This window comes from Terrabacter sp. 01T434 (assembly GCF_056398545.1).
On sequence record NZ_JBFTPP010000005.1, the window covers coordinates 62,103 to 86,661 of the forward strand.

Annotated in this window: 19 protein-coding genes; 11 read left to right on the forward strand and 8 right to left on the reverse strand. The window is 71.9% G+C overall.

The window, feature by feature from the left end; genetic code table 11:
• From AC1DIW_RS11590 to AC1DIW_RS11615, 6 genes are all read right to left on the reverse strand, one after another.
• Positions 1-738 (reverse strand): phosphatase PAP2 family protein, encoded by a 738-nt coding sequence (locus AC1DIW_RS11590; RefSeq protein WP_478108305.1) that lies wholly within the window; start codon positions 736-738, stop codon positions 1-3.
• Between the two features lie 117 nt (positions 739-855).
• A complete protein-coding gene (guaA, locus tag AC1DIW_RS11595) occupies positions 856-2,445 on the reverse strand; it encodes a glutamine-hydrolyzing GMP synthase (protein ID WP_442277821.1) in 1,590 nt (529 codons plus the stop codon).
• A 42-nt stretch (positions 2,446-2,487) separates the two neighbouring features.
• A complete protein-coding gene (locus AC1DIW_RS11600; protein WP_442277820.1) occupies positions 2,488-3,348 on the reverse strand; it encodes a hypothetical protein in 861 nt (286 codons plus the stop codon).
• On the reverse strand, positions 3,338-6,514 hold the full coding sequence (locus AC1DIW_RS11605) for an efflux RND transporter permease subunit (RefSeq protein ID WP_478108307.1): 3,177 nt from the start codon (positions 6,512-6,514) through the stop codon (positions 3,338-3,340). The genes AC1DIW_RS11600 and AC1DIW_RS11605 overlap by 11 nt, the downstream gene beginning before the upstream one ends.
• The gene (locus AC1DIW_RS11610) at positions 6,511-6,966 is read right to left on the reverse strand and encodes a hypothetical protein (RefSeq protein WP_478108309.1); all 456 of its coding nucleotides are present in this window, start codon (positions 6,964-6,966) and stop codon (positions 6,511-6,513) included. Before AC1DIW_RS11610 ends, AC1DIW_RS11605 begins: the two co-directional genes overlap by 4 nt.
• On the reverse strand, positions 6,963-10,184 hold the full coding sequence (locus tag AC1DIW_RS11615) for an efflux RND transporter permease subunit (RefSeq protein WP_478108310.1): 3,222 nt from the start codon (positions 10,182-10,184) through the stop codon (positions 6,963-6,965). Before AC1DIW_RS11615 ends, AC1DIW_RS11610 begins: the two co-directional genes overlap by 4 nt.
• A 309-nt stretch (positions 10,185-10,493) precedes the next feature.
• Here AC1DIW_RS11615 and AC1DIW_RS11620 point away from each other — a divergent pair, with 309 nt between their 5' ends.
• Positions 10,494-11,666 carry a sensor histidine kinase gene (locus AC1DIW_RS11620; RefSeq protein WP_478108312.1) on the forward strand — a complete coding sequence of 391 codons (1,173 nt, stop codon included), beginning with the start codon at positions 10,494-10,496 and terminating at the stop codon, positions 11,664-11,666.
• Positions 11,641-12,357: a response regulator gene (locus tag AC1DIW_RS11625; RefSeq protein WP_442277815.1), complete on the forward strand. Its 717-nt coding sequence runs from the start codon at positions 11,641-11,643 to the stop codon at positions 12,355-12,357. Before AC1DIW_RS11620 ends, AC1DIW_RS11625 begins: the two co-directional genes overlap by 26 nt.
• Before the next feature lie 7 nt (positions 12,358-12,364).
• Here the strand turns inward: AC1DIW_RS11625 and AC1DIW_RS11630 are convergent, their stop codons facing one another.
• Entirely contained in the window at positions 12,365-12,739 is a 375-nt protein-coding gene (locus tag AC1DIW_RS11630) for a DUF3817 domain-containing protein (protein WP_442277814.1), read from the reverse strand.
• A complete protein-coding gene (locus AC1DIW_RS11635; RefSeq protein ID WP_478108314.1) occupies positions 12,736-13,512 on the reverse strand; it encodes an SURF1 family protein in 777 nt (258 codons plus the stop codon). Before AC1DIW_RS11635 ends, AC1DIW_RS11630 begins: the two co-directional genes overlap by 4 nt.
• 111 nt (positions 13,513-13,623) lie before the next feature.
• On the opposite strand from AC1DIW_RS11635, the gene AC1DIW_RS11640 reads away from it, so the two are divergent.
• The 9 genes from AC1DIW_RS11640 (at position 13,624) to AC1DIW_RS11680 (ending at position 24,336) form a co-directional block, all read left to right on the forward strand.
• A complete protein-coding gene (locus AC1DIW_RS11640) occupies positions 13,624-14,265 on the forward strand; it encodes a hypothetical protein (RefSeq protein WP_478108316.1) in 642 nt (213 codons plus the stop codon).
• Positions 14,266-14,331: 66 nt separating this feature from the next.
• On the forward strand, positions 14,332-17,268 hold the full coding sequence (locus AC1DIW_RS11645; protein WP_478108318.1) for a Na+/H+ antiporter subunit A: 2,937 nt from the start codon (positions 14,332-14,334) through the stop codon (positions 17,266-17,268).
• Entirely contained in the window at positions 17,265-17,741 is a 477-nt protein-coding gene (locus tag AC1DIW_RS11650; protein WP_442277810.1) for an NADH-quinone oxidoreductase subunit K, read from the forward strand. The genes AC1DIW_RS11645 and AC1DIW_RS11650 overlap by 4 nt, the downstream gene beginning before the upstream one ends.
• A 4-nt stretch (positions 17,742-17,745) precedes the next feature.
• A complete protein-coding gene (locus AC1DIW_RS11655) occupies positions 17,746-19,371 on the forward strand; it encodes a Na+/H+ antiporter subunit D (RefSeq protein ID WP_478108320.1) in 1,626 nt (541 codons plus the stop codon).
• Positions 19,368-20,024: a Na+/H+ antiporter subunit E gene (locus AC1DIW_RS11660; protein ID WP_478108322.1), complete on the forward strand. Its 657-nt coding sequence runs from the start codon at positions 19,368-19,370 to the stop codon at positions 20,022-20,024. The genes AC1DIW_RS11655 and AC1DIW_RS11660 overlap by 4 nt, the downstream gene beginning before the upstream one ends.
• Positions 20,021-20,347, forward strand: coding sequence for an MrpF/PhaF family protein (locus AC1DIW_RS11665; protein ID WP_478108324.1), 327 nt, complete (start codon positions 20,021-20,023; stop codon positions 20,345-20,347). Before AC1DIW_RS11660 ends, AC1DIW_RS11665 begins: the two co-directional genes overlap by 4 nt.
• Positions 20,344-20,709 carry a monovalent cation/H(+) antiporter subunit G gene (mnhG, locus tag AC1DIW_RS11670; protein WP_442277806.1) on the forward strand — a complete coding sequence of 122 codons (366 nt, stop codon included), beginning with the start codon at positions 20,344-20,346 and terminating at the stop codon, positions 20,707-20,709. Before AC1DIW_RS11665 ends, mnhG begins: the two co-directional genes overlap by 4 nt.
• A gap of 121 nt (positions 20,710-20,830) precedes the next feature.
• Positions 20,831-22,552: an ABC transporter ATP-binding protein gene (locus AC1DIW_RS11675; protein ID WP_478108326.1), complete on the forward strand. Its 1,722-nt coding sequence runs from the start codon at positions 20,831-20,833 to the stop codon at positions 22,550-22,552.
• The gene (locus AC1DIW_RS11680; protein WP_478108327.1) at positions 22,552-24,336 is read left to right on the forward strand and encodes an ABC transporter ATP-binding protein; all 1,785 of its coding nucleotides are present in this window, start codon (positions 22,552-22,554) and stop codon (positions 24,334-24,336) included. The genes AC1DIW_RS11675 and AC1DIW_RS11680 overlap by 1 nt, the downstream gene beginning before the upstream one ends.
• The last annotated feature ends 223 nt before the right edge of the window (positions 24,337-24,559 follow it).

The window sequence follows — 24,559 nt, forward strand, 5'->3', positions numbered from 1 at the left end:
CTAACGGGCTGACGACCCGTCGCCGTGCCGCCTCCGCGGCGCGACACGCTCGCCGAGCTGCAGCGGCCACCGCAGCAGCAGCCACAGCACGAGCGCGCCGAGGAACATCGAGCCGACGACGTCACTGAGCCAGTGGAAGTGCTCCCACAGGAGTGCGGCGGCGACGAGCAAGGTCCACGCTCCCGCGGCCAGCCACGCCCGCGCGCGGCGCGCGGGATGCAGCCGCGAGACGATTTCGGCCAGGACCCCGGCGCAGATGAGCGCGGTGGCGGTGTGGCCGGACGGGTAGGAGCCGCCGTCGCTGAGGACCTGCTGGCCGTACCCGGGGGCGCCTCTCGGGATCACCGCCTTGCCGAGGAGAACGGTGACCGTGAGCACGGCGAGGGCAGGACCCGTCACGACGAGCGGCCCACGTCCGCCGACGCGTCCGGAGAGCACCGTGGCGACCGCGATGAGGGCCGCGACCCCGAGCGCCGGGGTCGCGAGGTGGACGATGCCGAGAGCGAGCAGGTCCGGTACCGCTGGGCCGTTGTCCCGACCCGGCGTGAGGGCATAGACCAGGTCGTCGAGGCGCGCGCTCGGGCCGCCCTGCACCACACTCGCGGTGACGACCACGAGACCGGCGGCCAGCAGCAGGGCGACGAGGGGCCCGGTCAGGCGGCGCCGCGCATCCTCGGGTGCGGACCGACGCGTCGGCGCCGGGCTGCGGACCGTGGGGGTGCTCGGACGGGTCGTCATGAGGAGCACGCTAACGAGGTCGTCTGTGATGCGGCTCCACTTCCGCTGTTCCCGCGCCGCACGCCGCGCCGTCCGACGCGACGTCCGACGGCCGGGCTCAGCCCGCTGCCGGGTGCGTCACTCCCACTCGATGGTGCCCGGCGGCTTGCTCGTCACGTCCAGAACGACGCGGTTGACCTCTTCGACCTCGTTGGTGATGCGGGTCGAGATCGTCGCGAGCACGTCGTAGGGCACGCGGGCCCAGTCGGCCGTCATCGCGTCCTCCGAGGCAACGGGGCGCAGCACGACGGGATGGCCGTAGGTGCGCCCGTCGCCCTGGACGCCGACCGAACGGACATCGGCCAGCAGCACGACGGGGCACTGCCAGATGTCGCGGTCGAGGCCTGCCTTCGTCAGCTCCTCGCGGGCGATGGCGTCGGCGCGCCGCAGGATCGCGAGTCGCTCCGCGTCGACGGCGCCGATGATGCGGATGCCGAGGCCGGGCCCGGGGAACGGCTGGCGCCACACGATGACCTCGGGCACGCCCAGCTGGAGCCCGACCTGGCGCACCTCGTCCTTGAAGAGCGTGCGGAGCGGCTCGATGAGCGCGAACTGGAGGTCGTCAGGCAGGCCGCCGACGTTGTGGTGGCTCTTGATGTTGGCGGCGCCCTCGCCGCCGCCGGACTCGACGACGTCGGGGTAGAGCGTGCCCTGGACGAGCCACTTGACGGGGTGCTCCTCGTCGCCGCGGTCGTGGACGACATCGCGCGCCGCCTGCTCGAACACTCGGATGAACTGCTCGCCGATGATCTTCCGCTTGGTCTCGGGGTCCGTGACGCCGGCGAGCGCCTCGAGGAAGCGCTCGCGGGCGTCGACGATCACGAGGTCGACACCGGTCGCCTCGACGAAGTCCTGCTCGACCTGCTCGGCCTCGCCCTCACGGAGCAGACCGTGGTCGACGAACACGCACGTCAGCTGGTCCCCGATCGCCTTCTGCACCAACGCTGCCGCGACGGAGGAGTCGACACCGCCGGAGAGCGCGCAGAGGACGCGGTCCTCGCCGACCTGCTCGCGGATCGTGGCGACGAGCTCGTCGACGACGTGTCCCGGCGTCCACTCCGGCGCGATGCCCGCGCCCTTCCAGAGGAAGTTCTCGAGGACGCGCTGGCCCTGCTCCGAGTGGAGCACCTCGGGGTGCCACTGCACGCCGTAGAGGCGGCGGTCGTCGTCCTCGAAGGCCGCGACGGGCGTGCCGGCGGTCGTCGCGGTGACGGCGAAGCCCTCGGGAGCCGCGCTGACCGAGTCACCGTGCGACATCCACACCGTCTGGCTCGGCGGCTGCCCGGCGAAGAGCGTCGACTCGACGTCGCTGATCGCAGCATCGGTCTTGCCGTACTCGCGAGCGCCGGTGCGGGCGACCGTGCCACCGAGCGCCTGGGCCATCGACTGGAAGCCGTAGCACATGCCGAAGACGGGGACCCCGGCCTCGAGCAGCGCCGGGTCGAGGCGCGGGGCACCGTCCTCGTAGACGGAGCTGGGACCGCCGGACAGGATGATCGCGGCCGGCTCCTTGGCGAGGATGTCGGCCGCGGTCATCGAGTGGGGCACGACCTCGCTGTAGACCTGTGCCTCACGCACCCGTCGGGCGATGAGCTGGGCGTACTGGGCGCCGAAGTCGACGACGAGGACGGGGTGGCTCTGCAGGTCGGTCGGGTGCGCGTCGCTCACGGGCGCCAGCCTAACGGCTGACCCGCTGCGGGCCCGCAGCGGTCACTCGGGCAGGTGCGCCCGGCCGGTCGCCCCGTAGTCCTTGGAGACGTGGTAGGCCCGCTGGTCGAGCCGGAGCGCGTCCGCGCGCGCAGCACGCATCTCCGCGGGACCGAGCTTCCGGAGGGACTTCAGCACCATGACCTCCTGGGCGTCGCCACCCTGGGCTGCGATGCGCACCAGCCCGACGTTCGGTGCGTAGTACTTGAGCTGGTAGCCGTCCTCCGGCGCGTCCGGAGCCCACTCCTTGATCTTGACGACGTCGGAGTAGCACCCGGTCGGGACGCAGGTGCGCAGGTCCTTGCCCACGACCTGCCCGACGTCGTAGAAGCCGATGGCCGGCGCCCGTCCCTGGACGAACGGCGGCGTCCCGAGCATTGGCCGGCCCGGCACGAGGATCCCGGCGTGGGCACCCCGCACCCCGTCGATCCACGTGCTGGGTGCGCCCTGGAACGTGCCGTTGTCGTACTCCTCGGGGTACTCCCCGCGGGTCCACACGTTGCCCGCGTCGTCCTGGGAGAAGAAGGCGAGCTCCGCCTCGCTGAGGACGCCGTCGTTGTAGTCCCGGTCGAGGATGACGCGGGCGTTGACTCCGTGCACCTTCTTGACGAGGTCGGTGACGATGAACACGATCTCGTGGAGGTGGCTGCCGTCGGCGTCCGTGACGGTGCCCTGGTAGGAGAAGCGCATCCCGGGGACGAGTGGGAAGTACCTCGAGTCGGTGTCGAGCGGGTGGGTGAACGCCGGGGTGGCGGGGCTCGGCACCGCCGCCGCCCCGGGCGCGAGGAACACCGTCATCGCCAGCACCGCGGCGGTGGCGAGCAGAGCGGGTGCCGTGACGACACGGCGCAGGTCAGGTCGCATGTGCTTCTCCTTCGGTGCCGGTCACGGTCGCCGGCTTGTCGAGCGGGCGGTGGAAACGCAGGTAGATCGAGGGGACGACGAAGAGGCTGAGGAGGGTGGAGGTGACGAGGCCACCGAGGATGACGACAGCCAGCGGGTGCTCGATCTCATGGCCCGGGCGGGACCCGAGGACGACGAGTGGCACGAGGGCCAGACCGGTGGCGAGCGTGGTCATGAGGATCGGGGCGAGGCGCTCCTTGGCACCCCGGATGACCAGCGGGAGCCCGAACTCCATCCCCTCCTCCTGCTCGAGGTGCTGGTAGTGGTTGATGAGCAGGATCCCGTTGCGGGCGGCGATCCCGAAGACGGTGAAGAAGCCCACGAGCGACCCGAGCGACAGGATCCCGCCGGCGAGCCAGGCCGCCAGGACGCCGCCGACGAGCGCCATGGGCAGCGTCAGGAACACGAGCACGGCGAGCCGCCAGCTCCGGAACGACGTCTGGAGGAGCAGGAGGATGAGGAGCCCGGCCACGACGGCCGAGGTGAGCAGCCGGCTCTGGGCGGTCTGGCGCTCCTGGTACTCCCCGAGGACCTCGGCGTGGTAACCGCGGGGGAAGCTGACACCCGCGAGCTTGGCATTGAGCTCGGTGACGACCGAGCCGAGGTCACGACCCTCGACGCCGGCACCGACGTCGAGACGGCGTGAGTCGCCCTGGCGCTCGATGGCGTTGGGGTTGGGTTCCACCGTCACGGTGGCCACGTCCTTGAGCTTCACCCGGGCACCGGAGGGCGTGTCGATGGGGAGCTGCTCCAGGGCGGTCACGTTCGAGCGAGTCTCCGGAGTGCTCCACACCACGACGTCGTAGGCGCGGCCGGCACGGAAGATGTCGCCGACCTCCTCGCCGGCCACCAGGGTCGCGGCGGCGCGTCTCACGTCGCCGGGCTTGAGACCGACCTTCTCGGCCGCGTCCAGCTTGACCCGCACCTGGATCTGGGGGACGTCTTGGGAGATGTCGGTGTGCGCGCCCTTGACCCCGGGGATCGACGCGAGCAGCTTGAGGATCTCTGCGGACTTCGAGCGCAGCACCTTGAGGTCCTCGCCGTACACGCGGACGATGATCGGCTCCTTGCCGCCGGTGAGCACCTCCTCGACGCGCTCGTCGAGGTAGGTCTGGACCTCGGCGAACAGGCCCGGGTAGGTGGCGGCGATGGCGTCGATCTCGTCTCGGGCCTTGGTGTAGTCGGCGGAGGGGTCGAGGCTGATCCAGTTCTCGCCGAAGTTCACCCCGTAGACCTCTTCACCGAGCAGCGCCTGCCCGATGTGTGCCCCGAAGCTGCGCACTCCCGGAACCGCGCGGATCTGCTTGCTGACAGCGGTCGTCGTGCGAGCCGTCTCCGCGTCGGAGTTTCCCGGCACCCCCACCCAGTGCATGAGGAAGTCGCGCTCCTGGAAGGCCGGGAACAGGCTCTGGCCGAGACCAGCCCCCACGAAGGCCCCGAGGACGGTGACCACGGCGGCTGCGGCATACACCCCTCGTGGCCGGATCGCGATGCGTCCCAGCGCGGCGACGTAGCCGCGCTGGAGCCAGCGGACCACCGGGGACGTGCGTCGCTCGATCGGTGCCGAGCGCAGCAGGATGAGGCACAACGCGGGCGTCAGCGTGAGGGCCACCACCATCGAGGCCACGATCGCCAGGGTGTACGACACGGCCAGGGGCCGGAAGAACGCGCCGGTGAGTCCCTGGAGCAGGAAGACGGGGATCGCGGCCGCGACGATGATCAGGGTGGCGTAGACGATCGGACTGCGCACCTCGAGCGACGCGTGCAGGATCACCGAGGCCGTCGACTCGGAGCTGCCCGACAAGCGGCGTTCACGCAGCCGACGGACGATGTTCTCCGCGTCGATGATCGCGTCGTCGACCACGGCGCCCAGGGCGATGACGAGCCCGGCCAGGGTCATCGTGTTGATCGTCGCTCCCGCCAGATGGAGCACCAGCAGGGTGGCCACGAGCGACAGCGGGATGGTGAGCAGGCTGATCAGCGCCACGCGCCACTCGAAGAGGAACAGCATGAGGATGGCGACGACGAGCAGGAACCCCAGGAGCAGCGACTGGGAGAGGTTCGAGATGGCGAGCTTGACGAAGTCGGCCTGCTGGAAGACGTGGGTGTCGAACTTGACGTCGGGCAGGCCGGGCTGCAGCTCCGCGATGGCCGCCTCCACCCCGGAGGTCAGCTCGAGCGTGTTCGCCCACGGCAGCTTCTCGACGACGAGGAGGATCCCCGGCTCCGAGTTGACGACCGCGTCCCCGATGAGGGGCTGGTGGGTCTGCGCTACGACCGCCACGTCGCCCAGCGTGGGCGGACGACCGCCACCGGCGGGCTTGTCGGCTCCCTTGACCGGCACCTTGGCGAGGTCGGCCGGCGTGACGATGGGCAGCACGTTCCTGACGGGCAACCGCTGGTTCGCCGACTCGATCGTCCCGCCCGTACCGATGACGCTGCCGGTCGAGAACCTCAGCAGTCCGGAGTCGACCGCGTCCGCGGTGGTCTCCATGACCTGGTCGAGGGTGACCCCCTTGCCGGCCATCCGGGCCGGCTCGACCTGCACGTTCATCAGCTGGAGGCGCTCGTTCCAGATGGCGACGTTGGCGACTCCCGGCACCTGGAGCAGGCGGGTCCGGATGTTCCAGTACGCCGTCAGTGACATCTCGATGAGTGAGTTCTTCTTCGAGGTCATGCCGATCTGCATGGCGCGCCCGGTGGCCGACACGGGCGCGAGCATGACCGGTGGCGCCGCCCAGGTGGGCAGGGTCGGCGACACGATGGCGAGACGTTCCTGGACGAGCTGCCTCGCCCGCAGCAGGTCGGTGTCGGGCGAGAAGAGCAGCTCGATCGACGACAGCTGAGGGACGGACTTGGAGCGCATGTCGTCGAGTCCCTGCAGACCGTTCAGCCCTTGCTCGAGGGGCACGGTCACGAGCTCCTCCACGTCGGAGGTCGACAGCCCCACGCAGGCGGTCTGGATGACCACGCGCGGTGGCGCGAACTCGGGGAAGACGTCGACCCGCATCTGGGAGAGCGAGGTGAAGCCGAGGACCATCAGCACGACGGACGCGGCGACGACGATGAAGCGCAGGTTCAGGCTGGACTGCACGATCCACCGGATGAGGCCGCGCCGCCCGGTCATTGTTCGCCGCTGATCTCGAGCTCGGAGCCGAGCACCTCAGGGGCGCCGACGACGACGACCTGCGAGCCCACTGCGGGGCCGGCGGTCAGCGTGGCGACCTGACCCGAGATGGACAGCACCCGGATCGGCACCCGTCGGAAGACGTTCTTCGACTCGACGCGATACGCCCAGGTCGTGCCGTCGAGGTAGTAGATCACCGCCGCGTAGGGCATCGTCAGCTGGCCCGGAGCGGGAGCCCGGGTGACCGGCGCGGTCGCGATGCCAGCGGCGGCCGCCGCCTCGTCGGTGAGCGTGACCATCTTGACGTCCGACCCCGGGATCGCCTCGACGACGGCAGGCGGGTGCGACTCGGGTGCGGCTGCAGAGGCCTCGCAGGCCGCGACTCCGGGGAGGACGAGCAGGCAGAGGCCGATGAGTCCGGCTTGCTTGGCGTGGGCCAGCGTTCGGGTCATGATTGGGCTCCCTTCGGGACGCCACACAGGGCAGGGACCAGGCACAGCACGACGAAGGAGCTCGACACCAGACCCGCGAGGAGCGAGACGGCGAAGGGCTGCAGGATCTCCGAGCCGGCGCGGTCCCCGAGGAAGGCGGCCGGCGCCACCGCGAGCGCCACGAGGACAGCTGCGCGGAGCACGGGAACGATGCGTTCCGTGGCCATGGCGGCCACCGAGCCCGCCCGCGGCACCGGCCCTGCGCCGGCCGATGCCAGCACGGGGACCCGTGCACCGACGCCACGAGCGGACACGAGGCCGCCCACCAGGGTGAGGGCGATGGCTGCGAACAGGCCGAGCAGCGGGCCCGGCGTCCCGAGGCCGCCGACCGCCGGGGCGACGAGCACCGCCCCGACACCGCCCAGGGGAGCGAGGAGCACCACCGCGAGGGCGGCGCGCCAGCTTCCGGTGGTGGCCTGAACCACCAGCAGGAGCGCGAGGAGGACCCCGAGCGACACGATGGCGACCCGCCTCGCGTCCGAGGCGCGGTCGGCGGCGTCGCTCAGCACCTGCAGGTGGGTCTCGCTCGGCATCGGTACGTGGCCCACGGCCGTGGTGACGTCGGCGACGACGTCGGCGGCCCCGCCTCCGGTCAGATCGGCGACGACGTCGACACTGCGCATTGCCTGGTCGTGGACGATCGAGGCGGGCTCGGGTCCGACCGTGACCTTGGCGACGTCACCGAGCCGCACCTGCGACCCGCTGGGCGTGTCGATCTTCACGTCGTCGAGACCCGAGAGATTCGCCCGGATCGTGGGGGTGCCGAGGACGACGACGTCGAAGACCTTGGCCTGCTCGTAGAGGTTCCCCACGACGAGTCCGCTCGCCAGTGTCGTGGCCTCGCGACGCACGTCGCCCGGTCGCAGGCCGGCCTTGTCGGCGGCCGCGAGGTCGACCTCGACGTGGACGGTCGGCTGGCGCGGGATGGCCAGCACGTGGGCGCCCTGCAGGCCCTGCACGGTGGACATGGCCCCGGCGACCTTGGCCGCCGTCGCCTGCATGGCGGCGAGGTCCTGGCCGAACAGCCGCACCACGATGTCGTGGTCTCCGGGGGCCGTGGCCACGCTCAGCCGGTCCGACGTGTAGGTCATGAGGGCGGTGCGCACGCCCGGGTAGCGCTGCGCGACCCGATCGATGGAGTCGCTCACCGACCGGTAGTCCGCCGAACCGTCCAGGGTCAGCCAGAGCTCGCCGCTGTTGACGTCTCCGAGCTGGTCGGAGGTCACGGCCCGGCCGGCGTGCCCACCGACGGACGCCACCCCGGGCAGGGCCCGGAGCTCGGACGACATCCGCCCGGACACCCGGGTCATCTCGGTCAGGGAGGTCCCCACGGGCATGTCGACGCGCAGCAGGAGGGCGAGGTCGCGTGCCGTCGGCACCAGCGCACGGCTGCCGAGCGTCACGGCCGCGGCGGACGCTCCCACCCCGACCACGGCGAGCACCGCGACGAGCGACCACACGAGCCCCCGTCTCGTCGCGAAACGGGAGACGGCCCCCGAGAGCGCCCGGGCGACCGCCCTCACGGGCTTGGTCTCACGGCGCGCCGAGGCGTGGTCGCGCACGAACAGGAGCATGAGAGCCGGGGTCACGGTGAGCCCGACGACCAGTGCCGCAGCCAGGGCCAGGACGTAGGTCACCACGAGTGGCCGCGTGAAGGCCGTGGCCAACGAACCGAGGGCGAGCAGCGGGACCATGGCCAGCGCGCACGCCAGCAGCCCGACGAATGCCGTCCGCCGGGTTGCGCCCAGCGCCTCCGACACGACCTCTTGCGCCGATCGGCGTCCGGCCCCGGTCCCCTCGGTCCCCTCGGGCCCCTGGGTCCCCACGGTCCCCTCGGTCCCCTCGGCACCCACGGCACCTTCAGGCCCCTCGGCTCTCCCGGAGCGCTCTGACCTCTCGGCCCACGACCGCGCCCGGACGGACTCGACGTCACTCGCCGCCTCGTTGACGATGAGCACCACCGCGACGAGCAGGCCGGCGAGCGTCATGCTCGTCAGGGTCGTACCGCGCAGGAAGAGGACGTAGAGGGTCGCGGTCACCGAGACGAGCACCGAGCCGGCGATGACGAGTGCCGCCCGGAACGACCAGAAGAGGAGAAGCGCACCGAGCGTCAGCGCCACGAGGCCGGCAGCTCCGGCGATGCCGATCGTGTGGACGGCGCTCTCGATGAAGCTGGCGGGCCGGTAGACCGACGTGTCGACGTCGATGCCGCCCAGCCCCGGGCGCAGCCCTGCGAGCGCCGCCTCGACTGCCTTCGTCACGGTCAGGGTGTCCGCCTCGGGGAACTTCTGGATCACGAGGAAGAGTGCCGGTTCGGCCGTGACCGCGTCACCGATGAGCGGCTGGTGGTCCTCGATCACCTGGGCGACGTCGCCGAGCTTCATCGGGGAGTCGGTGCCCTCGACGGAGACCTGGGCCAGGTTCTGGGCCGTGGTGATCGGGAGCACGTGCTGGACGGCGAGACGCTGGTTCGGTCCCTCGACGAAGCCTCCGGTGCCCGGCGTCGAGGCCTCCACGAAGGTCAGGGGCGAGACCCAGAGCGCGTTGCCGGCCGTCTCGATGACCTGGGTGAGGTCGACCCCTTTGGCGTGCAGGGTCGCCGGGTCCACCTGCACCTGCAGCTGCCGGTCGCGTTGTCCGTAGATCGACACGTTGGCGACGCCGGGGATGCCCATGAGCCGAGGACGGATCTTCCACCGGGCCAGGACCGACATGTCGATGAGCGGCACGGTCTTGGAGTGCAGACCGATCATCGCGACCCGACTCGCCGAGGCGAGCGGCTCGACCATGACCGGCGAGCTCCCGACGTTGGGCAGGGCATGCGCCTGCGTCAGTCGTTCCTGCACCATCTGCCGGGCTGCGAAGAGGTCGGTCCCCGGCTCGAAGACGACGTCGATGGCCGACAGCCCCGGCTGCGAACGCGAGTGGATCCGGTCGAGCCACGGCACCCCGTTGAGCAGGTCCTGCTCGAGGGGGACGGTGACCAGCTGCTCCACCTCAGCGGCGGACAGGCCGAGGGCCTCGGTCTGCACCTGCACCGACGGGGGCATGAACTCAGGAAGGAAGTCGATCTTGGCCGAGCCCAGCGCGGAGGCCCCGAGCACCAGGACACCGGCGGCGATGGCGAGCACCAGCCGGCCGAACCGGGGGCTCGCGCCGACGAGGGCCCCCGAGCTCATGGCCGGCTCCCTGTCGCAACGAAGTGGATCGGACGCCTCGAGGGCGCATGTCGGGACGGGCCGGAGAACAACATTCCGCCACCCTTCGCTCGGAGTCCGCCGTACGGTGTACATCGAGGCTATTAAGGGGTGAGAGTCTTGGTCTTCCGCCGCTGGCACCCAGTTCGCCTCATCCGCTCGTGGGACTCAGGGGTTCTCAGGGGGGACCGAGCCTCCACCCGCGAGGGGACGGGCATCCTCCGAAGTGACCATGGCACTGACCAGTCATCAGGTCCGGTCTCGGCCGCCGACGTCGCTCTCGTCCTCGTCGTGACCCTGGCCTCGCTCTTCGGTTTCGTCGAGCGGGCCAGACAGATCGTGCTCGAGGCCGACAACGGGACGCTGCACTACATGGGTCTCGACCTGCCGGGCGCAGGCCTGACCCTCGTCGGGTGCGTGGCCCTGTTGTGGCGGCGGTCTTTCCCCGGGTGGGTGCTCGCGGTCGCCACGCTCGCCACGGTCGCCGCGAACGCCACGGGATACCCGCCCGCGCCGTTGCCGTATGCCGTGGTCGTCGCCGCGTTCACCGTCGCCCAGCGGTGGCCACTGCCCGGCGCCGCGGTCGCCCTGGTCCCGGTGCTTCTGGGCATGGCGGGGAGCGCCTTCGCCCGGTTCGGCACCGAGGTCGACGACGAGGTCCTGACCGAGGTCCTCGCGGTCCTGGCGGCCTGGGCGCTGGGCCGGGGCTACCGGCTCGGCCGGATCCGCACCCGGCTGCTCGAGGACCGGACCCGCCTGCTCGAGCAGCAGGCCCGGCACCTGACCCAGGAGCAGACGACCGTCGCGGCGCTGGCCGCCGCCCACGAGCGCGCCCACATCGCGCGGGAGCTGCACGACGTGGTGGCCAACGACGTCGGGATCATCGTCGCGCGGGCCGGAGCCGCCCGACGCTGCGAACAGCTCGGCAACAGCGGCTCGGTCGAGGTGCTCGCGTCCATCGAGTCGCTCGGCAGGGAGGCCCTGACGGACATGAGGCGGCTGGTCGGGGTGCTCCAGTCGATCGACGACGACGTGGCACAGGTCACCCGACCCGGGTTGGACCAGCTGGAGGACCTTGTCGCCAAGGTGGCCGCGACGGGCACCGACGTCCGGCTCGTGGTGACCGGTGACCGGCGCAAGCTCGCTCCCACCGTGGAGCTCAATGCCTATCGCATCGTTCAGGAGTCCCTGACCAACGCGATGAAGCACGCCAGCGGCTCACCCGTGACGGTCCGGGTCGACTTCGGGCCGGAACAGCTTCGTCTGCACGTCCGGGATCTCGGTGGGGGCGGGAGCCCCGCCCGGACGCCGGGCAACGGGCTGGTGGGCATGCGGCAGCGCGTGGACCTCCTCGGGGGTGGCCTGCACACCGGACCGGCGCCCGATGGCGGCTTCGTCGTCGACTGCGTTCTCCCGGCGCCGGCCGAGGAGGTGGCGCGTGACACTGCGGGTGCTGATCGCTGACGACCAGCCCCTGATGCGCCGGGCGCTCGCGGACTGCCTGAGGGTCGAGCCCGACATCGAGGTCGTCGCCGAGGCAGGGAACGGCCAGCAGGCGGTCGACCTGGCCACCCGGCTCCGGCCCGACGTGGCGATCCTCGACATCCGCATGCCGGTGCTCGACGGGGTGGAGGCCACCCGCCGGATCGTCCACGCGCGTCCGGCCCTGCCGACGCGGGTCGTCGTGGTCACCACCTTCGACCTGGACGAGTACATCGTCACCGCCCTGCGGGCGGGTGCGAGCGGCTTTCTGCTCAAGGACGCGACGCCGGAGGAGCTGGTCCGCGCCGTCCGGGTCGTCGCGGGCGGAGACGCGCTGCTCGCCCCGGCGGTCACGAAGCGCTTGCTGGAGCGCTACTCGCGCTACCTGCCGGTGACGCCGCTCGGCGGGGACTCGCTCTCCGAGCTGACGCCGCGCGAGATCGCGGTCCTGCGCCTCGTGGCCACTGGGCACACCAACGCCGAGGTGGCCGCCGAGCTCCACGTCGCCCCGAGCAGCGTCAAGACTCACATCGCGCACCTGCTCGCCAAGCTCCGGGCACCGGACCGGGTGCACCTCGTCATCCATGCCTACGAGACCGGGCTCGTCCTGCCGAACCAGCCCTCGGGGGGCTCCGGCACGTCGACGCCGGGGATCCCCGGCGCCGTCGTGTGACGAGGGCTCAGCCCCGCTCGGGCTCGCCCGCCAGATAGGCCCGCGAGAGGAGCGCCTCGGTCTCGGCGGTGTTGCGTCGCTCGGCGATCCACGGGACGACGGGGACGAAGCCGGCCAGGAGGTTCTTGACGATGCGAACGGGGCCCCACGCGGCCTTGAGGCCAAGGTTGGCGACGGACGCGGCATACCCCATGTAGATGATCCCGTGCACCGGGCTCCAGTACTCCGTCAGCACGTTGGTCTGCTTGAAGACGTACTTCATGACCATCTCGAGGAGGAGGACGAAGAGCGCGATGCCGGCGATGATCGCGAGCACGCGGTAGATCGACAGGGCCGACCGGATCTGCTGCGGCTTGGCCAGGGTCTGGGGGTACGTGCTCACGTCGTCGCGCCTTCTCTCGGTGCAGCGGCGGGCTCGTCCGCCGCCTGGTCTGCTCGGAACATCTTCCACCACATCCAGATCGCGAAGATCCCGAAGACCCACCACTGCACCGCGTAGGCCGCGTTGCGCAGGTTGAGGGGGGCGTCGAGTCCGGGCGCCGGGACGCGGGTCAGGCCGGCGGCGGCCAACGGGGTGCCCCCCGCGCCCTCGGCGGGACCGGCGGACTCGGCCGAGGCCAGCACGACGACGTTGTAGAGGTCGCCCGGCCACTCGTTGACGAGCGAGGCGAGGTCGACCGAGCGCACCTGCGGCGGCGGCAGCGGGGCCCCGTCGCGGGGCGACTCCCCCGGGCCGAGCGTGCCCGTCACGGTGACGACGCCCTTCGGCGGCGCGGGCACGACGGTCGGGGTCCCGTCGACGAACCCGCGCAGCACCGGCACGGTGCCGCCCTGCGTCTCGAGCGGCGTCACGACCCACGACCCGACCCGGCCACCCAACCGACGGTCGACGACGAGCAGCGTGCGCGTGGCGGCATACGTCCCCGTGACGGTGACGGCACGGTTGGAGTACTCGGCCCGGAAGTCGCTGTGCGGCGCGGTCACCTGCTGGAGCGGGGCGCGCGGGAGGCTCGAGGCGGCGGCCACGGAGTCCTGGCGACCGGAGTCACGCGCCACGCCGAGCTGCCACAGGCCGAGCAGGACACACGCGGCGACGACCACGGCAAGGCCGGCGAGAGCGCCGACCCAGCGAGGGGTGAGCAGGCGCCGGAACACGACTCAAGGGTAGGTCACCCCCGACTGGTCGACGTGACCCGGCCCCAGCCACCCGTGCGAGAATCCTTCGCCATGTCACCGCCTCGCCCATCGCCTCGACGCGGATCAGGTATGCCGTGCCGCGCCGTCGTCGTCCTGGCCGCCGTCGCCGTGTCGTGCCTTCTTGCCTCGTGCGGAAGCACCGACATCCCCTCCCCGCGACGCACGGTCACGGTCACCGTCGACGCCCCCTCCGCGGGCTCGCCCGGCACGTCGGCGTCCACGCCGACCCCGGTGCCCACGGCCAGCGCCGCGTCCGTCACGATCCCGACGAACCTCGCTGCGGGCGCGCAGCGCGGGGCCCCGAAGTCCTTCGACGAGGCCAAGGGCCGCATCGATGCGGCCAAACCGGCGGCCGGGGTCGGCGACCGTTTCCAGAGCCCCAGCGGCAACATCGTGTGCCGGCGCAGCACCGATTCCAGCGCTGCCGCGTGCGAGGTCGCGCAGGGACGGATTCCCCCGCCCCTGCCCACGATCTGCCGGGCAGGAGGACCGAAGGACATCGGCCGCATCGAGCTGGGGGCGAGCGGCGCAGTGCCAGTGTGCAACTCCGACACCATCCGTCTGGGCAGCGAGCCGAAGCTCGCCTACGGCGCGCGCACCGCACCGTCGGGCACGACCGCCTGCCTCAGCGAGGAGTTCGGCGTCACCTGCATCGACACGGCCGGCCGGCACGGTTTCTTCCTCGCGAGGGACACCTTCGTCACGTTCTGACGCGCCCGGTCCCGGCCCCGGGGCTCCCGCGACGGTCATCGGCGTGCTCGACTGCACCTAGGATTGGTGCCACGACCTGACTGGACCGAGCTCGACACACCCGACGACCGAGGGGCCGCCGTGGCGCAACTGTTGCTCCTGCACCTGCTTGCCGCCGCCCTCGCGCCGTGGCTGTCCAGGGTCCTGCGCACCAAGGCCTTCCCGGTGCTGGCGCTCGCGCCCACGATCTCCTTCGGCTGGCTCGTGTCCGTGTCAGGCGACGTCCGTGCGGGCAACCTTCCGACACAACGGATCTCGTGGGTCCCCGGACTCGGCCTCGACCTCGACTTCCGCGTCACGACCCTGTCGTGGGTGCTCGGGCTGCTCGTCACCGGGGTCGGGGCCCTCGTCCTGCTCTACTGCACCTGGTACTTCACCGACCGCGACCCGACGCTGTGGCGCTTCACGTCGGTCTTCACGGCGTTCGCCGGCGCGATGCTCGGGCTCGTCCTGACCGACAACTTCCTCGTGCTCTACGTCTTCTGGGAGCTGACGACGGTCTTCTCCTACCTGCTCATCGGCCACAACCCGGTGAGCTCGACCAACCGCCGCGCGGCGATGCAGGCGCTCATCGTCACGACCTTCGGCGGCCTCGCGATGCTCATCGGCATCATCGCCCTGGGCGTCCACCACACGTACTCGATCTCTGCCCTGCTCGCCGACCCGCCACCGCTCGACGCCGTGACGGTGGCTGCGGTGGTCCTGCTCCTCGTCGGGGCCCTGTCGAAGTCGGCGCTCGTGCCGTTCCACTTCTGGCTCCCCGGCGCGATGGCCGCGCCGACCCCGGTCAGCGCCTACCTCCACGCCGCGGCCATGGTCAAGGCCGGCATCTACCTCGTCGCCCTCCTCGCCCCCGCCTTCTCGGGCGCGCCCGCGTGGCACGCGCTGACCGTCGGCCTCGGCCTCTTCACCATGCTCGTGGGCGGCTGGAGGGCCTTGCGGCAGCACGACATCAAGCTGCTCCTCGCCTACGGCACGGTCAGCCAGCTCGGCTTCATCGTCGCCATCGCCGGCCTCGGCACCAAGGCGTCTGCCCTGTCGGCGCTCGCCCTCGTCATCGCCCACGCGCTCTTCAAGTCGACCCTCTTCCTCACCGTCGGCGTCGTCGACAAGTGCACCGGCACCCGCGACCTGCGTCTGCTCTCCGGGGTCGGCCGCAGGCTCCTCCCCGTGTCGGTGCCGGCGACGCTCGCCGCACTGTCGATGGCCGGCATCGTGCCGCTCGCCGGCTTCGTGTCCAAGGAGAGCGCCCTCGAGTCGCTGTGGGAGGACGTCCAGACCTCCGCCCCGCTGCCGGCACCGTGGAGCTGGCTCGCGATCACGGGTGTCGTCGCCGGCTCGGCGCTCACGGTCGCCTACACGGCGCGCTTCCTCTGGGGCGCCTTCGCGACGAAGCCGGGCATCCCGCCGACGCCGGTCAAGGCCGCCCACCCCGGCTTCGTCCTGGCGCCGGTGCTGCTCGGCGTGGCCAGCCTGCTGCTCGGCCTGCTCGCCCCTCTCGAGTCGCCGTGGCTGCTGCCGTATGCCGTGTCGTTCCCCCAGGGTGCCGAGCCGCAGTCGCTCGCGCTGTGGCACGGCGTCACCGTGCCGCTGCTGCTCTCGCTCGTGTCCGTCGGCGTGGGCCTCGCCCTCTTCGCCGGGCGCGACCTCGTCGCTCGCGTCCAGTCGGGCGTGCCGCCACTCGTCGACGGCGAGCGCGGCTTCGCGCGCACCCTGCGATGGGTCGACCGCGGGGCCGTCGAGACGACCGCCGTCACGCAGCGCGGCTCGCTCCCCATCTACCTCGCGGGCATCCTCATCGTCTTCGTCGCCCTGCCCGGCGTGGCCGCGGTGACGCAGGGGACGCTCCCGCAGGTCCGGCTCTGGGACAACCCCGGTCAGGCCGTCGTCGGGGTCGTCGTCGTCGCGGCAGCCGTCCTCGTGCTCGTCACGCGTCGTCGGCTCACCGCGGTCATGCTCGTCGGCGCCACCGGCTACGGCGTCTCCCTCCTCTTCATCCTCCACGGGGCGCCGGACCTCGCGATCACCCAGATGCTCGTCGAGACGGTCTCGCTCGTCGTCTTCGTCCTCGCGCTGCGCCGTCTGCCGACGAAGTTCACGCGCCACCCGCACTCGCCCTCACGCACGTGGCGCATCGCGCTCGGAGCGGCTGTCGGTGCGTCCGTCGGCGCGATCGCGCTCGTCGCGTCGGGGGGCCGCAGCGCCGAGCCCGTGTCGGCCGGGTTCCCCACGGAGGCCTACGCGTTCGGCCACGGGAAGAACATCGTCAACGTCACGCTCGTCGACATCCGCGCGTGGGACACCCTCGGCGAGGTGTCGGTGCTCGTGGCCGCCGCAACCGGCATCGCCAGCCTGATCTTCGTGCGCACCCGCAACACGCGGCTGTCTCGCGCGACGTCCAAGGCCCTGCCGCCGAGCGACCCCGCCCGCGGCACGTGGCTGCACGGCGGGCGGACGATGCGCACCGAGAAGCGGTCGGTGATCTTCGAGGTCGTGACCCGGCTCGTCTTCCACGTCATGCTCGCCGCCTCCCTCTTCCTCCTCTTCGCCGGGCACAACCAGCCCGGTGGCGGTTTCGCGGGCGGCCTCGTCGCCGGCCTCGCGCTCGTCGTGCGCTACCTCGCGGGCGGCCGCTACGAGCTCGACGAGGCAGCGCCCTTCGACGCCGGGCTGCTCGTCGGCGTCGGCCTCCTCGTCGCGGTCGGCTCGGCCGTCGCACCGCTCGCGTTCGGCGGCACGATCCTCGAGACGACGACCGTCGACTTCACCCTGCCACCCTGGGGCGAGGTGCACATCGTGACCTCCCTCGTCTTCGACATCGGCGTCTACCTCATCGTCGTCGGCATGATGCTCGACATCGTCCGCAGCCTCGGCACCGGCATCGACCGACAGATCGCCGAGGAAGCCGCTGACGCCGAGGAGTCCGACGCCTCCGGCGACCAGGAGGAGGTGGTGCCGTCGTGACCACCCTCGCCCCCGCCCTCATCGAGTCGACCCTCGAGCCCAACATCACCCTCGTGCTCGTCACCGTCGGGCTCGTCACTGCGGGCACCGCGCTCGCCCTCGACCGCAGCCTCGTGCGCGTCCTGCTCGGCATGGTCCTCATCGGCAACGGCATCGCCGTGCTCTACCTCGTCATCAGCGGACGCGCCGGACGCGCGCCGTTCGTCGGCGAGGACCCCGCCGCGATCAGCGACCCGCTGCCCCAGGCCATGGTCCTGACGGCCATCGTCATCTCGCTCGCGACGATCGGCTTCCTGCTCGCCCTGTCCTACCGGCTCTGGCAGATCTCGGGCACCGACGACGTCCCCGACGATGCCGAGGACGCCCGCATCCAGCGCCTCGCGCTCGAGGACCAGACCTCGTCGACCTACGACCCCTCCGACGCCCCGACGACGACGTCCGACGAGCTCGCCGACGGGGACGGGAGCCCGTGACCCCGTGACCCCGACCCACCTGACCGTGCCCGACCTCGTGCCGCTGCCCGTGCTCCTGCCGCTGCTCGGGGCCGCGCTCACGCTCGCCTTCCGCCGGTCGCCGCGCCTGCAGCGCGGCATCAGCATCGCCGTGCTCGCCGCGGTCGTCGTCGTGGCCGGCGTCCTCGTCTGGCAGACCGACGCGAACGGCCCGCAGGTGCTGTGGCTCGGCGCGTGGCAGGAGCCCCTCGGCATCTCGCTCGTCGCCGACCGCCTCAGCGCCCTCATGCTGCTCGTCTCGGCCATCGTCACCCTCCTCGTGCTCGTCTTCGCCATCGGCCAGGGCCAGGCCGACAGCGACGACGAGACCGAGAGCGAGACGCCGCTGACGATCTTCCACCCGACCTACCTCGTGCTCGCGGCGGGCGTCTCCAACGCGTTCCTCGCGGGTGACCTCTTCAACCTCTTCGTCGGCTTCGAGATCCTGCTCTTCAGCTCCTACGTCCTCATCACACTCGGCGGGGCCGCGGCGCGCATCCACGCCGGCACGACCTACGTCGTCGTCAGCCTCCTCAGCTCCGCGCTCTTCCTCGTCGGCATCGCCGCCGTGTATGCCGCCACAGGCACCGTCAACCTCGCCCAGCTCGCGATCCGTGTCGGCGACCTCGCCCCCGGCGTGGCGCTGGTGCTCCAGCTCTCGCTGCTCACGGCATTCGCCATCAAGGCCGCCATCTTCCCGATGTCGGCGTGGCTGCCCGACAGCTACCCGACGGCCCCGGCCCCGGTCACGGCGGTCTTCGCGGGGCTGCTGACGAAGGTCGGCGTCTATGCGATCATCCGCACCCAGACCCTCCTCTTCCCCGACTCACCGCTGCAGGGCCTGCTCATGTGGGCGGCCCTGCTGACGATGGTGATCGGCATCCTCGGGGCGGTGTCGCAGTCGGGCCTCAAGAGGATCCTGTCGTTCACCCTCGTCAGCCACATCGGCTACATGATCTTCGGCATCGCCCTCGCCACGCCGCAGGGCACGGCCGGCGCCATCTTCTACGTCGCGCACCACATCACGATCCAGACCGCGCTCTTCCTCATCACCGGCCTCGTCGAGCGACTGGCCGGCACGACGTCGCTCGACCGGCTGGGCGGCCTGGCCGTCGCCTCCCCCGTGCTCGCGACGCTCTTCTTCGTCTCGGCCATGAACCTCTCGGGCATCCCGCCGCTGTCGGGCTTCCTCGCCAAGATCGGTCTGCTCGACGCGGGCATCGAGCTCGGCACGCCGCTCGCGTGGCTGCTCGTCGTCGGCGGCATCGCTACGAGCCTCCTGACGCTCTACGCCCTGACCAAGGTGTGGAGCCAGGCGTTCTGGCGCCCGCGGGCCGACGCCCCGCGATCCACCGCGACGGCCGCGGCCCGTGCGGACGGCGCTCTCGGCCTCGCGCCGGAGACGGACCCCGCGGGCGACGTCCTCGTCGACACGGCCCCCCGGCCCCTCCCCCGCACGATGCTCGGGGCCACGGCCGCCATGACGCTGGTCGGGCTGCTCATCACCGTCGTCGCCGGCCCGCTCTTCGCCTACACCCAGCGCGCCGCCGCCGACCTCACGAGCCGCGACCCCTACATCACGAGCGTCCTGCCCGTGGAGGTCCGCCGATGACCGACACCCGGACGTCCACCGCCGCCCGCGGGCCCGAGGCCCCGCACCGACGACGTCGCGTGCTCCAGCCGCGGGCCGTCGCGGCGGTCGCCCTCGCCTGGGTGCTGCTCTGGGACCGCCTCACGTGGGGCAACGTCGTCAACGGCGTCCTCGTCGGGCTCCTCGTGACGTATGCGTTCCCGCTGCCCTCCATCGAGTTCACCGGGCGGCTGCGCCCGCACCGGGTGCTGCTCCTCATCGGGCACTTCCTCGTCGACCTCGTCGGCGCCTCGTGGCAGGTCATGCGACTGGCCTTCGGCCGTCGTCGCCCGCGCAACGCCGTCATCGAGGTGCAGCTGCGGTCACGCTCCGACTTCTACCTCACGATCACCGCCGAGCTCGTCGCCCTCGTGCCGGGTTCGGTCGTCATCGACGCGCGGCGCTCCACGTCGGTGCTCTACCTGCACCTGCTCGACGTCGAGCGCGAGGGCCGGATCGAGGCCCAGCGCGCCCACGTCCTCGCGGTCGAGCGACGGGTCGTGCGGGCCCTCGGCTCGCGCGCTGAGATCGCCGCGCTCGAGAACGCCGCGCTCGAGAACGCCGCGCTCGAGAACGCCCCGCTCGCGCGGGACGGCAACGACACCGACGACCCCACCGGGGAGGCCCGCCCATGACCGTCGTCCTCGGCATCTCGCTCGCCGTGCTCGGCGTCGCAGCGGCGCTCGTCCTCGTCCGCCTCTTCATCGGACCGAGCAACCTCGACCGCATCGTCGCCGCCGAGATCCTGCTCGTCATCGTCATCGCCGGCGTCGCGCTCGAGTCGGCGCGGCAGCGCACGACGACCTACCTCCCGCTGCTCATGATCCTGGGGCTCGTCGGCTTCGTCGGCGGCGTCGCGGTCACCCGGTTCCTGTCCCGCGACTCCGACGAGCCCGAGGGCGTCGTCCGCGAGCAGCCCGAGCCGCGCGAGCCGCGGGGCGAGAGGGAGCAGTCATGACGTGGACCTCGCTGCTCGACGTCGCCGGAGCCGTGTCGCTCCTGCTCGGGTCGTTCCTCTGCCTGGCGGGTGCCGTCGGCCTCATCCGCTTCCCCGACACGCTGTCGCGGCTGCACGCCGCGACCAAGCCGCAGACCCTCGGCCTCATCCTCATCCTCACCGGCCTCGCCCTGACGCTGCGCACGTGGGCGGCCGTCACGACCCTCGTCCTGCTCGCCGCGACCCAGTTCTTCACCTCGCCCGTGTCGGCGCACCTCGTCGGTCGAGCGGCCTACCGCAACCGGCGCGTCGACACCGCGACGCTCGAGGTCGACGAGCTGTCCGACGCCCTCGACCGCGCGGGCGAGGACCGAGCGCACTGACGCCAACGCGGCCACACGGCATACCCCCCAACGGGTTTGACCTCGAGTCGGCTTGAGCTCCTACGGTCGGGCCGTGACCCGGACCGAAAATGGAATGAGGCGCGTCCTCGCCGAACGTACGATGAACCAAGTGATCTCGCTGCCCCACGCCGACCCCGGCACGCCCGACCTGACGAGCCCGACGGCATACCTTCGGTGGGTCGGCAACGGTCAGCGGCGCACCCTCGCCATCGCCATCGCCTTCGGCATCGTGTGGCTCGTCAGCCAGGCGCTCTTCCCCGCCGCGATGGGCAAGGCGATCGACCAGGGCATCATCGGCGGCGACGCAGGTGCCCTGGTGCTGTGGTGCGGCATCCTCATCGGACTCGTCGTCCTCAGCGCCCTGTCCGGCGCGATGCGTCACAAGTACGCCGTCGCCAACTGGATGCAGGGGGCGTTCCGCTCGGCACAGCTCATCGGCCACAAGGCCGCCGACACCGGCGAGGCCCTGACCCGGGCCGTCCCGACCGGTGACGTCGTCGCCACGGTCAGCTCCGACGCGATGCGGATCGGCGGACTCTACGACGTCGCAGCGCGATTCGCCGGTGCGGTCGTGTCCTACGTCGTCGTCGCGCTCATCCTGCTGAACGCCTCGACACCGCTCGGGCTCGTCGTCCTCATCGGCGTACCGGTGCTCGTCGCCTGCCTCACCTTCATCGTCCGCCCGCTCCAGGCCCGCCAGCTCGCCCAGCGCGAGGAGTCCGGCACCCTCATCGGGCTCGGTGCCGACACCGTCGCCGGCCTGCGCGTGCTGCGGGGCATCGGCGGCGAGCAGACCTTCCTGCGCCGGTATGCCGTCCAGTCGCAGTCCGTGCGCCAGGTGGGCAACCGGGTCGCCGGCTACCAGGCGGCGCTCGACGCCGCCCAGGTCCTCCTCCCCGGCATCTTCGTCCTCGTCGTCGTGTGGCTCGGCGCGCGGTTCGCCATCGACGGCCAGATCACCGCCGGGCAGCTCGTCGCGTTCTACGGCTACACGGCCTTCCTCGTCATCCCGCTGCGCACGGCGACGGAGATGGTCGACCGGGCGACGCGCGCACACATCGGCGCTCGCAAGCTGACGACGATCCTGCGCGTCGAGCCGGACGACGCGGAGACGCCGGACCCGCAGCCGCTGCCGCCCGGCCCGGCCCCGCTCCACGACCCGCGCAGCGGCGTCACGATCGAGCCGGGTCGCCTCACCGTCGTGGTGTCGGCGCGTCCCGAGGAGACCGCGGCGCTGGCCGACCGGCTCGGCCGCTTCGGAGCCGGGGAGACCGACGTGCGGCTCGACGGGACGCGCCTCGCCGACGCCTCCCTGGCGGAGGTCCGTCGCCGGATCGTCGTCTCCGAGACCGACCCCCGGCTCTTCACCGGCACCCTGCGCGCCGAGCTCGACCCGTGGGGCGACCACGACGACGCCTCGATCCTCGAGGCTCTCTCGGTCGCGAGCGGCGACGACGTGCTCGAGGCGCTGCCCGGCGGGCTCGACAACGAGGTCGAGGAGCGCGGCCGGGCCTTCTCCGGCGGCCAGCGCCAGCGCCTCGCCCTGACCCGGGCGCTCCTCACCGGGGCCGACACGCTCGTGCTCGTCGAGCCGACGAGCGCCGTCGACGCGCACACCGAGGCCCGCATCGCCCAACGACTCACCACGGCTCGGGCCGGTCGCACCACGGTCGTCATGTCCGCGAGCCCGCTCCTGCTCGACCAGGCCGACCACGTCGTCTTCCTGCGCGACGGCTCGGTCGCCGCGAGCGGCACCCACAGTCGGCTCATGGCCGACGACCCCGACTACCGACGCACCGTCGTCCGAGGAGAGGAGGACTGATGTCGCAGACCACCCAGACGCCCCCGTCGCCGGCCCGGTCGCTGCCCGTGGCCGACATGGCCTCGGTCAAGGACCACACCCGCGGCCTCGTCCGACGCCACCGCCGGAGCATCCTCGTCGTCATCGCGCTGCACGCGGTCGCCGCCGTGGCTGCCCTCGTCGCGCCACGCGTCATCGGCCTGCTCGTCGACGAGATCAGCCACGGCCGCTCGCTCGCCGTCGTCAACCGCCTCGCGCTCTGGATCGCCGGAGCCGTCGTCGTGCAGACCGTCGTCACGTGGTTCGCGCGTCGGGCCTCGTTCGTCATGGGCGAGACGATCTTCGCCGAGCTGCGCGAGGAGTTCATGGAGCGCGTCGTCGAGCTGCCGCTCTCGACCGTCGAGCGCGCCGGCACGGGCGATCTCGTCGCCCGCACGACGAACGACGTCGAAGCGCTCTCGCGCGTCATCCGGTTCGGCATCCCCTCGATCTTCCTCGGGGCGGTCACGACGACGATCACCGTCGTCGCGGCCTTCCTCACCGAGTGGCAGGTCGCCCTGGCGATCGTCGTGGGCGTGCCCATCCTCGTGCTGTCGACGCGCCGCTACCTGCGCCACGCGCCCGAGGGCTACCTCCGCGAACGAGCCACGTATGCCGTGCTCAACGGTGTCGTCACCGAGTCGGCCGACGGCGGCCGCACCATCGACGCGCTGGGCCTCGGCAGCCGTCGCCGGCGCCGCATGGACGACGCCCTGCGCGACTGCTACGACGCCGAGCTCTACACGCTGGGACTGCGGCTGCGGTGGTTCCCGTCCGTCGAGTTCGCCTTCTTCGCGCCCGTTGCCGTCACCCTGCTCTGGGGCGGATTCCTCATCTCGCGCGACGTCGCGACAGCCGGCACCGTCACCGCCGTGGCGCTCTACGTGCAGCAGATGGCCGGCCCGCTCGACGAGCTCATCTCCTGGCTCGACGAGATCCAGATCGGCGCGACCAGCCTGGCCCGGGTCATCGGCATCGCCGACGTCCCGGCCGACCGCACCGCGAGCGGGGCGGAGCCTGAGGACGACCACCTCGAGGTCATGGACGTCCACTACTCCTACCGCGCGGGCCGCGACGTGCTGCGCGGTGTCTCGCTCGACCTGCAGCCCGGTGAGCGCCTCGCCATCGTCGGGCCGTCGGGTGCCGGCAAGTCGACACTGGGCCGGCTCATGGCCGGCATCGACGGTCCGCGCGAGGGACGCGTCGAGGTCGGCGGGGTGCGACTCGTCGACCTCGAGCTCGCCCAGCTGCGCGGCCAGGTCGCGCTCGTGACGCAGGAGCACCACGTCTTCGTCGGGACGCTCGAGGACAACCTGCGCCTGGCCCGGCCCGAGGCCTCGCGCGAGCAGCTGCTCGACGCGCTGGCCGCCGTGGACGCGCGAGGCTGGGCCCTGGAGCTGCCCGACGGGCTCGACACCCTCGTCGGGTCCGGCGGCCACCGACTCACCGAGCCGCAGGCGCAGCAGCTCGCGCTCGCGCGGCTCGTCCTCGCCGACCCGCACACACTGGTCCTCGACGAGGCGACCTCGCTGCTCGACCCGCGCGCCGCCCGACACCTCGAGCGGTCACTCGCCGCCGTCGTCGAGGGACGCACCGTCGTCGCCATCGCGCACCGGCTCATGACGGCGCACGACGCCGACCGGGTCTGCGTCGTCGAGGACGGCCGGATCAGCGAGATCGGTTCGCACGAGGAGCTGCTCGAGGCCGACGGCGCCTATGCCGCCCTCTGGCGCTCGTGGCGCGACGAGCCCCAGCCGGCTCGCTGAGCCGACCTCCGGCACCAGCCCTGGCTTCGGCAAAGAATCGACAGGACCCGTAACCCGCCTCCTGCTACCTCGTTGTCAGCGCGGTGCCGGGCGGTTTCTCGACCGGTTGCTCGCCCGCACCGCCGGGTGGGGCCGTCTCTGAGGGGTGACGGCCTCACCCTCTTCCCTCCTCGCGCCGGCAGGCGGGCGGTGCAGGGCACGGGCTGCCGCCCCGACGGCTCCC

What these genes read in the sequence shown, in the direction of transcription:
- AC1DIW_RS11590 (WP_478108305.1), bottom strand. Translation starts at nt 738, where the DNA reads ATGACGACCCGTCCGAGCACCCCCACGGTCCGCAGCCCGGCGCCGACG.
- AC1DIW_RS11600 (WP_442277820.1), bottom strand. Translation starts at nt 3,348, where the DNA reads ATGCGACCTGACCTGCGCCGTGTCGTCACGGCACCCGCTCTGCTCGCC.
- AC1DIW_RS11605 (WP_478108307.1), bottom strand. Translation starts at nt 6,514, where the DNA reads ATGACCGGGCGGCGCGGCCTCATCCGGTGGATCGTGCAGTCCAGCCTG.
- AC1DIW_RS11610 (WP_478108309.1), bottom strand. Translation starts at nt 6,966, where the DNA reads ATGACCCGAACGCTGGCCCACGCCAAGCAAGCCGGACTCATCGGCCTC.
- AC1DIW_RS11615 (WP_478108310.1), bottom strand. Translation starts at nt 10,184, where the DNA reads ATGAGCTCGGGGGCCCTCGTCGGCGCGAGCCCCCGGTTCGGCCGGCTG.
- AC1DIW_RS11640 (WP_478108316.1), top strand. Translation starts at nt 13,624, where the DNA reads ATGCCGTGCCGCGCCGTCGTCGTCCTGGCCGCCGTCGCCGTGTCGTGC.
- AC1DIW_RS11660 (WP_478108322.1), top strand. Translation starts at nt 19,368, where the DNA reads ATGACCGACACCCGGACGTCCACCGCCGCCCGCGGGCCCGAGGCCCCG.
- AC1DIW_RS11665 (WP_478108324.1), top strand. Translation starts at nt 20,021, where the DNA reads ATGACCGTCGTCCTCGGCATCTCGCTCGCCGTGCTCGGCGTCGCAGCG.
- mnhG (WP_442277806.1), top strand. Translation starts at nt 20,344, where the DNA reads ATGACGTGGACCTCGCTGCTCGACGTCGCCGGAGCCGTGTCGCTCCTG.
- AC1DIW_RS11675 (WP_478108326.1), top strand. Translation starts at nt 20,831, where the DNA reads ATGAACCAAGTGATCTCGCTGCCCCACGCCGACCCCGGCACGCCCGAC.
- AC1DIW_RS11680 (WP_478108327.1), top strand. Translation starts at nt 22,552, where the DNA reads ATGTCGCAGACCACCCAGACGCCCCCGTCGCCGGCCCGGTCGCTGCCC.